The organism is Streptomyces milbemycinicus, from assembly GCF_002154605.1.
GTDB lineage: Bacteria > Actinomycetota > Actinomycetes > Streptomycetales > Streptomycetaceae > Streptomyces > Streptomyces milbemycinicus.
The window spans coordinates 1-5,574 of the sequence record NZ_MUNE01000750.1 but is presented as its reverse complement, the minus strand read 5'-3'; the positions used below and the strand labels follow the sequence as shown (position 1 = coordinate 5,574).

Here is a 5,574-nt window from a genome sequence, read left to right as displayed (position 1 = left end):
CCCTCGCCCAACAAGGCGCTAAGCGCCCACCCACTCATCCGTACCGTCCGCGAAGGTCTGGTGCTTCCAGATGGGGACCTCGCTCTTGAGGTCGTCGATCAGGCGGCGGCAGGCCGCGAATGCCTCGGCGCGGTGCNNAGCCGAGGGCGCCCACGTCGGTGCCTCCGTCGTGGTCACGCACGGTGCCGACGAACAGCGCGGTGCCCCCCGCGGCGGGGTCGCCGACCGCCCCGAACACCTCGTCGACGGACAGGGGGGTGTCACGGATGGCGAGCAGGCGGATCGGATCGGCGGCCGCCAGCTCACCCGGATGGTCGTACCTACGTCCCATGCGCCCCATCGTGCCCCACGCGCTCACTCCGTGGAATGCCGGATGGCGGAACCCGGTTTCCGCTCAGGCCCTACGGCGCGCCTTACGGGCGCGGCGGACGATCGCCGCGGTGCCCACCAGGGCNNCCTCCTCCAGCAGCTCGGCGAGGACCTCCTCGTTCGTCCAGCGCGGGCGCCAGCCCGCCTCGTGCAGCCTGCTGCCGCTGACCGCCCAGGGGTGCATGGTGTACGCCAGGTCGCCCGCCGGGGACGGGGTCAGGCCCAGCCGGTGCAGCCGGGAGGCCGCGCCCAGGGCGACCGCCGAGGGCAGCTCCATGCGCCGGATGCCGGACAGCTCCTCGACCTCCTCCTGTTCCAGCCATCCGTCGCAGCCGACCGACAGCTCGCCCTCGACCTTCTCCAGCGCCGCGTACTCCAGCGCGCCGACCAGGTCCTCGATGTGGCAGAACTGCCAGGTGGGGCGGGAGCCGGCGACCACCAGGAGGCGCGGTGACTCGAAGTAGCGGGTGAGCGCGGTGTCCGTGCCGCCGACCAGGATGGCGGGGCGTACGACGGTGACGTTCAGGCCGGGGTGGGCCCTGGGGGCGCGCTGGGCGAGCCGTTCGATCTCCAGCAGGTCGCCGACGCCGGTGGCCTCCGCCGTGGCGCGCAGCTCGGCGTCCTCGGCGAGCGGTACGTCGTTGTCGGGCAGCGCCCCGTAGACCATCGCGGAGGTGCACAGCACCACGCGGCGCACCCCGGCGGCCGCGGCGGCGGTCAGGACGGTCTGGGTGCCGCGCACGTTGTAGGCCGTACGGGCGGCCGGGTCGGTGCCCAGGTCGAGGTCGACGGCGAGGTGGACGACGACGTCGACACCCCGCAGCTTGTCGGCGATGGCCGGGTCGCGCACGTCCAGGACGTGCCACTGCGCCTCGGTCACATCGCCGCGGCGCTCGTCGATGGCCAGGACGTGCTTGGTCTCGTCGGATTCGGCGAGCCGCTGCGTGAGCAGGGCTCCGGCGCCCGACGCGGCGCCGGTGACCGCGACGACAGGGCGTCGTGCGGTGCGCGGCGGATCGTTTCGCGCTGCGCGAACTTCTCGGTCTGGGGAACTCACCGGGCGTCTCCAGCGGTTGTCTTCAGTACGCAGCGCACTGACGCATACGTACCAGGTGACGTCCATCCTGCCGCAGGCCCGCTATCAGCGAAGCACTGAGCCCGCAAACCGGCGAGGTGTCTAGGCTGGGTGGTGATGCAAGGGCATTCGCCGCCGGCCAGACCGGCGGCCCTACGAGCCGAGGGAACCCGTGAGTGACACCCCATTCGGATTCGGCCTCCCGCCGGAGGAGCCGGAGGACGGCGACGACGGCAAGCAGAAGGGCGGCCACGGCGGCAGTCAGGGCCCCGCGAATCCGTTCGGGTTCGGCGCGGGCGGTGGCGGCGGGGAGAACCCGTTCGCCGCAATGTTCGGGTCGCTGAACCCGAGCGACCTGGGCGCGGCCTTCCAGCAGCTGGGCCAGATGCTCTCCTATGAGGGCGGCCCGGTGAACTGGGACATGGCCAAGGACATCGCCCGGCAGACGGTGGCGCGCGGCACCGCGGACGGCACCAAGGACGCGAGCGTCGGCCCGGCCGAGCGCGCGGCGGTCCAGGAGGCGCTGCGCCTGGCCGACCTGTGGCTGGACGGCGTCACATCGCTGCCCTCGGGCTCGGGCTCCGCGGTGGCCTGGAGCCGCGCCGAGTGGGTCGAGGCCACGCTGCCGGTGTGGAAGGACCTGGTGGACCCGGTCGCCGAGCGGGTCGGCGCGGCCATGGGCGATGTGCTCCCCGAGGAGATGCAGGCCATGGCCGGCCCGCTGCTCGGGATGATGCGCTCCATGGGCGGCGCGATGTTCGGCACCCAGATCGGGCAGGCGGTGGGCGTGCTGGCCGGTGAGGTCGTCGGCTCCACGGACATCGGGCTGCCGCTCGGGCCCGTGGGCAAGGCGGCGCTGCTCCCGATCAACATCGCGGCGTTCGGCTCCGGGCTCGGCGTCCCCGAGGACGAGGTCCGGCTGTACCTGGCACTGCGCGAGGCCGCCCATCAGCGGCTGTTCTCGCATGTGCCGTGGCTGCGCTCGCATCTGTTCGGCGCGGTCGAGGGGTACGCCCGGGGCATCAAGGTCGACACCGCGAAGCTGGAGGACGCGGTCGGCCAGCTCGACCCGACCCACCCCGAGCAGCTGCAGGAGGCGCTGCAGCAGGGCATGTTCCAGCCGGAGGACACCCCGGCCCAGAAGGCCGCGCTGGCCCGTCTGGAGACCGCTCTGGCGCTGGTGGAGGGCTGGGTGGACGCGGTGGTGCACGCCGCCGCCGCGCCCCATCTGCCGTCGGCCGACGCCCTGCGCGAGACGCTGCGGCGGCGCCGGGCGAGTGGCGGCCCCGCCGAGCAGACCTTCGCCACGCTGATCGGCCTGGAGCTGCGTCCGCGGCGGCTGCGCGACGCCTCGCGGCTGTGGGCCTCGCTGACCGACGCCCGCGGCCTGGACGGGCGCGACGGGCTGTGGGCCCACCCCGACATGCTGCCGACGGCCGAGGACCTGGACGACCCGGACGGTTTCGTCCACCGCGAGCAGCTGGACTTCTCCGAGCTGGACAAGATGCTCGGCGAGGCCGCGGGCGGCGAAAAGGACGCCAAGACCGACGACAAGAGCGACCGTAAGAGCGACGCGGACGGCGGGGAAGAGGAAGAGGGCGGCACCGGCGGGAAGGGCGAGAGCGGCCGGTGAGCCTGCACGAGGACGCGGCGCGGGTGCTGCGCGAGTGGTCCGCGCCGGACGACGGGCAGGAGCGGCTGCGGCTGGATTACGGCGACCATCTGGCCGCGTATCCGGACGGGATGTGGAAGGCGTGCCAGGACGGGCACATCACCGCCAGCGCGCTGGTGATCGACCCGTCCCGGGGGCGCGTTCTGCTGACGCTCCACCGCAAGCTGAAGATGTGGCTCCAGATGGGCGGCCACTGCGAGCCCGGGGACGCCACCTTGACGGACGCGGCGCTGCGCGAGGCCACCGAGGAGTCGGGCATCGAGGGGCTGACGCTGCTGCCGGCCGGTCCGGTGCGGCTCGACCGCCATCTGACGCCGTGTGCCTGGCATCTGGATGTGCAGTACGCGGCGCTGGCCCCGCGGGACGCGGTGGCGGCGATCAGTGAGGAGTCGCTGGACCTGCGCTGGTTCGGCTATGACGAGGTGGCGGGCGTGGCCGACGAGTCGGTGCGCCGCCTGCTGACCCGTACCCGCGCGCTGGTGTGAGGGACGCGCGGGTACGGTACGCCCGGGGCCGCCCCGGGCTGTCCTGCCCGGAGCGTCGGCTGCCGCCGTCAGTTGTTGAAGATGTTGCCCTGGTTCTGCCCGCGGGCGCCGTGCTGGCCCATGCCGAACTGAGCGGCCGCCCCGCCACCGATCACCGCGTTCTGCGGCGGCAGCAGCTCGCTGGGCTGCACCAGTGCATAGCCCTGGCCGAGGAAGCTGAGCTCCCAGCCCTCCCCCGTGTTGCCGCGGCGCCGCCACACCCCGCTGGAGTGCGTCTGCGCCTGCATCTGGACCCGCAGCGAGGTGGACCAGGCGACGATGGCGTCCGCATCCACGTTGACGTACTTGTCCGGGGTGACCTGCATCATGAGCGGCTGGCCCGAGGTCATCAGGGCCACCTTGCCCTGGCCGGAGATGTTGAGGTTGTACTTCCCCGAGCCGGAGATGCCGTACTGGCTGTCCACCGCGATCGACTCCCAGTGCAGGGTCGAGTCGAGCGCGAGCACATAGGAGCTGTCGACGGTCAGCCCCTCATGGTCCACATCCACGACATGGACGTGCTGGGCGAGGTTGGCCAGGTAGACGGTGCCCTGGCCGGAGCAGCGCATCAGGTCCAGCGCCTCCCCGGTGCGGGCCCGGGCGCGCTGCTGCCCCTGCGTCTGGTATTCGCCGTCGAACTCGATCAGCCCTTGGTAGGCGACCATGGTGCCCTTGCGGGCCAGTACGTCCTGGTGTCCTTCGAGGGCGACCCGCAGCAGCTGCGGGTTCTGCAGCGCGTAGCGGTCCTGGGTCTGGGCCTCGGTGAGGCCGAAAAGCGGGCTCTGCATGATGTCTTCGCTCCCCCTCAGCCCCGCGCCCGGAGCCGGTCAGTGCTGTCCTCGCTGGGCTGGACGACGACGAAGCCCTGCCCGGAGAAGCCGAGCTGGTAGGCCTCGCCGCTGCCCCGGCCGATCAGGGACGACGCTTTGAAGCTGCGCTTCCCCTTCACCTTGAGGTTGGTGGACCAGGCGACGAGCGCGTCCGGGTCCACGTACGTCTCGTCCTCGCCGCGGCCGCAGTCGACGACGATGGGGGTGCCCCGGGAGGTCAGGGCGACCCAGCCGGTGCCGGAGATGCCCACGTTGAACAGGCCCTGCCCGGCGAACTTGGCGATGCCCTTGACCCGCTCGACGCCCCACTGGAGGTGGGCGTCGAAGGCGAGCAGATTGGTCCCGTTGACCGACAGCGAGTCGCCGTTGAGGTTGACGCAGACGACGTCCGCGCCGTAGTCGGCGAGATAGAGCAGGCCGTCGCCGGTGCACTTCATGAGCGGGGCGCCCTCACCGGTGAGCCACTGGGAGGCCATCTGGCGCACCGCGGGCGGGTTGGGCTCGTACTGGACGAAGCCCTCGTACGCGACCATCGAGCCGGTGCGGGCGTAGAGGTCCTGGCCGCTCTGCATGGCGACCTTGAGCATGCTGCTGCCGTGGTTCTCCATGCGGGCGGAGACCGGGGCCGGGGCGTAACCGGTGATCAGTTGCTGGTCCATGGCGGTCCCTTTAGACCTCGTAGGGCTGGACGACGATGAAGTTGCCGGGCGCACCGCGGAACTGGAGGTTCACGGTCTCGCCGCTGTGGCCGGGGTAGGCGTTGCGGCGCAGCCGCACCTGGCTGGAGATGATCACCTGCGAGGCGGCGGACCAGGCGACGATGGCATTGGCGTCGGCGAAGGTCGTGGGGGTGACCGGCAGTACGACGGGCGTGCCCAGGGTCTTCACGATCACGGTTCCGGTGCCCTGGAACTGCATGGTGAACAGCGCGCCGCCGGGAATCCCGTGGCCCTCGATCCGGCGCACCTCATGGTGCAGCCCCTCGTCGAAGGCGAGCACGCTCTCGGCGGACACACAGATGGCGTCGCCCTGGAGCTCGATCGGGTGAAGTTCGGCGGCGTTCTCCGCGAGGAAGACCTGGCCCTGGCCGGAGCAGCGCATCAG

Annotated in this window: 6 protein-coding genes and 1 pseudogene; 2 read left to right on the top strand and 5 right to left on the bottom strand. The window is 71.9% G+C overall.

The window, feature by feature from the left end:
* Positions 1 to 18 precede the first annotated feature (18 nt).
* Together CCN51_RS45070 and CCN51_RS45065 are read right to left on the bottom strand one after the other, a co-directional pair.
* Positions 19 to 331: pseudogene (locus tag CCN51_RS45070) on the bottom strand (molybdenum cofactor biosynthesis protein MoaE).
* 63 nt (positions 332 to 394) lie between these two features.
* Positions 395 to 1,426: an SDR family oxidoreductase gene (locus CCN51_RS45065; RefSeq protein ID WP_086860894.1), complete on the bottom strand. Its 1,032-nt coding sequence runs from the start codon at positions 1,424 to 1,426 to the stop codon at positions 395 to 397.
* Positions 1,427 to 1,616: 190 nt separating this feature from the next.
* On the opposite strand from CCN51_RS45065, the gene CCN51_RS45060 reads away from it, so the two are divergent.
* On the top strand, positions 1,617 to 3,077 hold the full coding sequence (locus tag CCN51_RS45060; protein WP_014176622.1) for a zinc-dependent metalloprotease: 1,461 nt from the start codon (positions 1,617 to 1,619) through the stop codon (positions 3,075 to 3,077).
* The gene (locus CCN51_RS45055; RefSeq protein WP_014176623.1) at positions 3,074 to 3,601 is read left to right on the top strand and encodes an NUDIX hydrolase; all 528 of its coding nucleotides are present in this window, start codon (positions 3,074 to 3,076) and stop codon (positions 3,599 to 3,601) included. Before CCN51_RS45060 ends, CCN51_RS45055 begins: the two co-directional genes overlap by 4 nt.
* A 68-nt stretch (positions 3,602 to 3,669) precedes the next feature.
* Here CCN51_RS45055 and CCN51_RS45050 read toward each other — a convergent pair whose 3' ends face one another.
* The 3 genes from CCN51_RS45050 to CCN51_RS45040 form a co-directional block, all read right to left on the bottom strand.
* Positions 3,670 to 4,428 (bottom strand): AIM24 family protein, encoded by a 759-nt coding sequence (locus tag CCN51_RS45050; RefSeq protein WP_014176624.1) that lies wholly within the window; start codon positions 4,426 to 4,428, stop codon positions 3,670 to 3,672.
* Positions 4,429 to 4,445: 17 nt separating this feature from the next.
* The gene (locus CCN51_RS45045; protein ID WP_014176625.1) at positions 4,446 to 5,129 is read right to left on the bottom strand and encodes an AIM24 family protein; all 684 of its coding nucleotides are present in this window, start codon (positions 5,127 to 5,129) and stop codon (positions 4,446 to 4,448) included.
* A 10-nt stretch (positions 5,130 to 5,139) separates the two neighbouring features.
* The coding region (locus tag CCN51_RS45040; RefSeq protein ID WP_143676100.1) for an AIM24 family protein at positions 5,140 to 5,574 on the bottom strand (435 nt) is incomplete at its 5' end.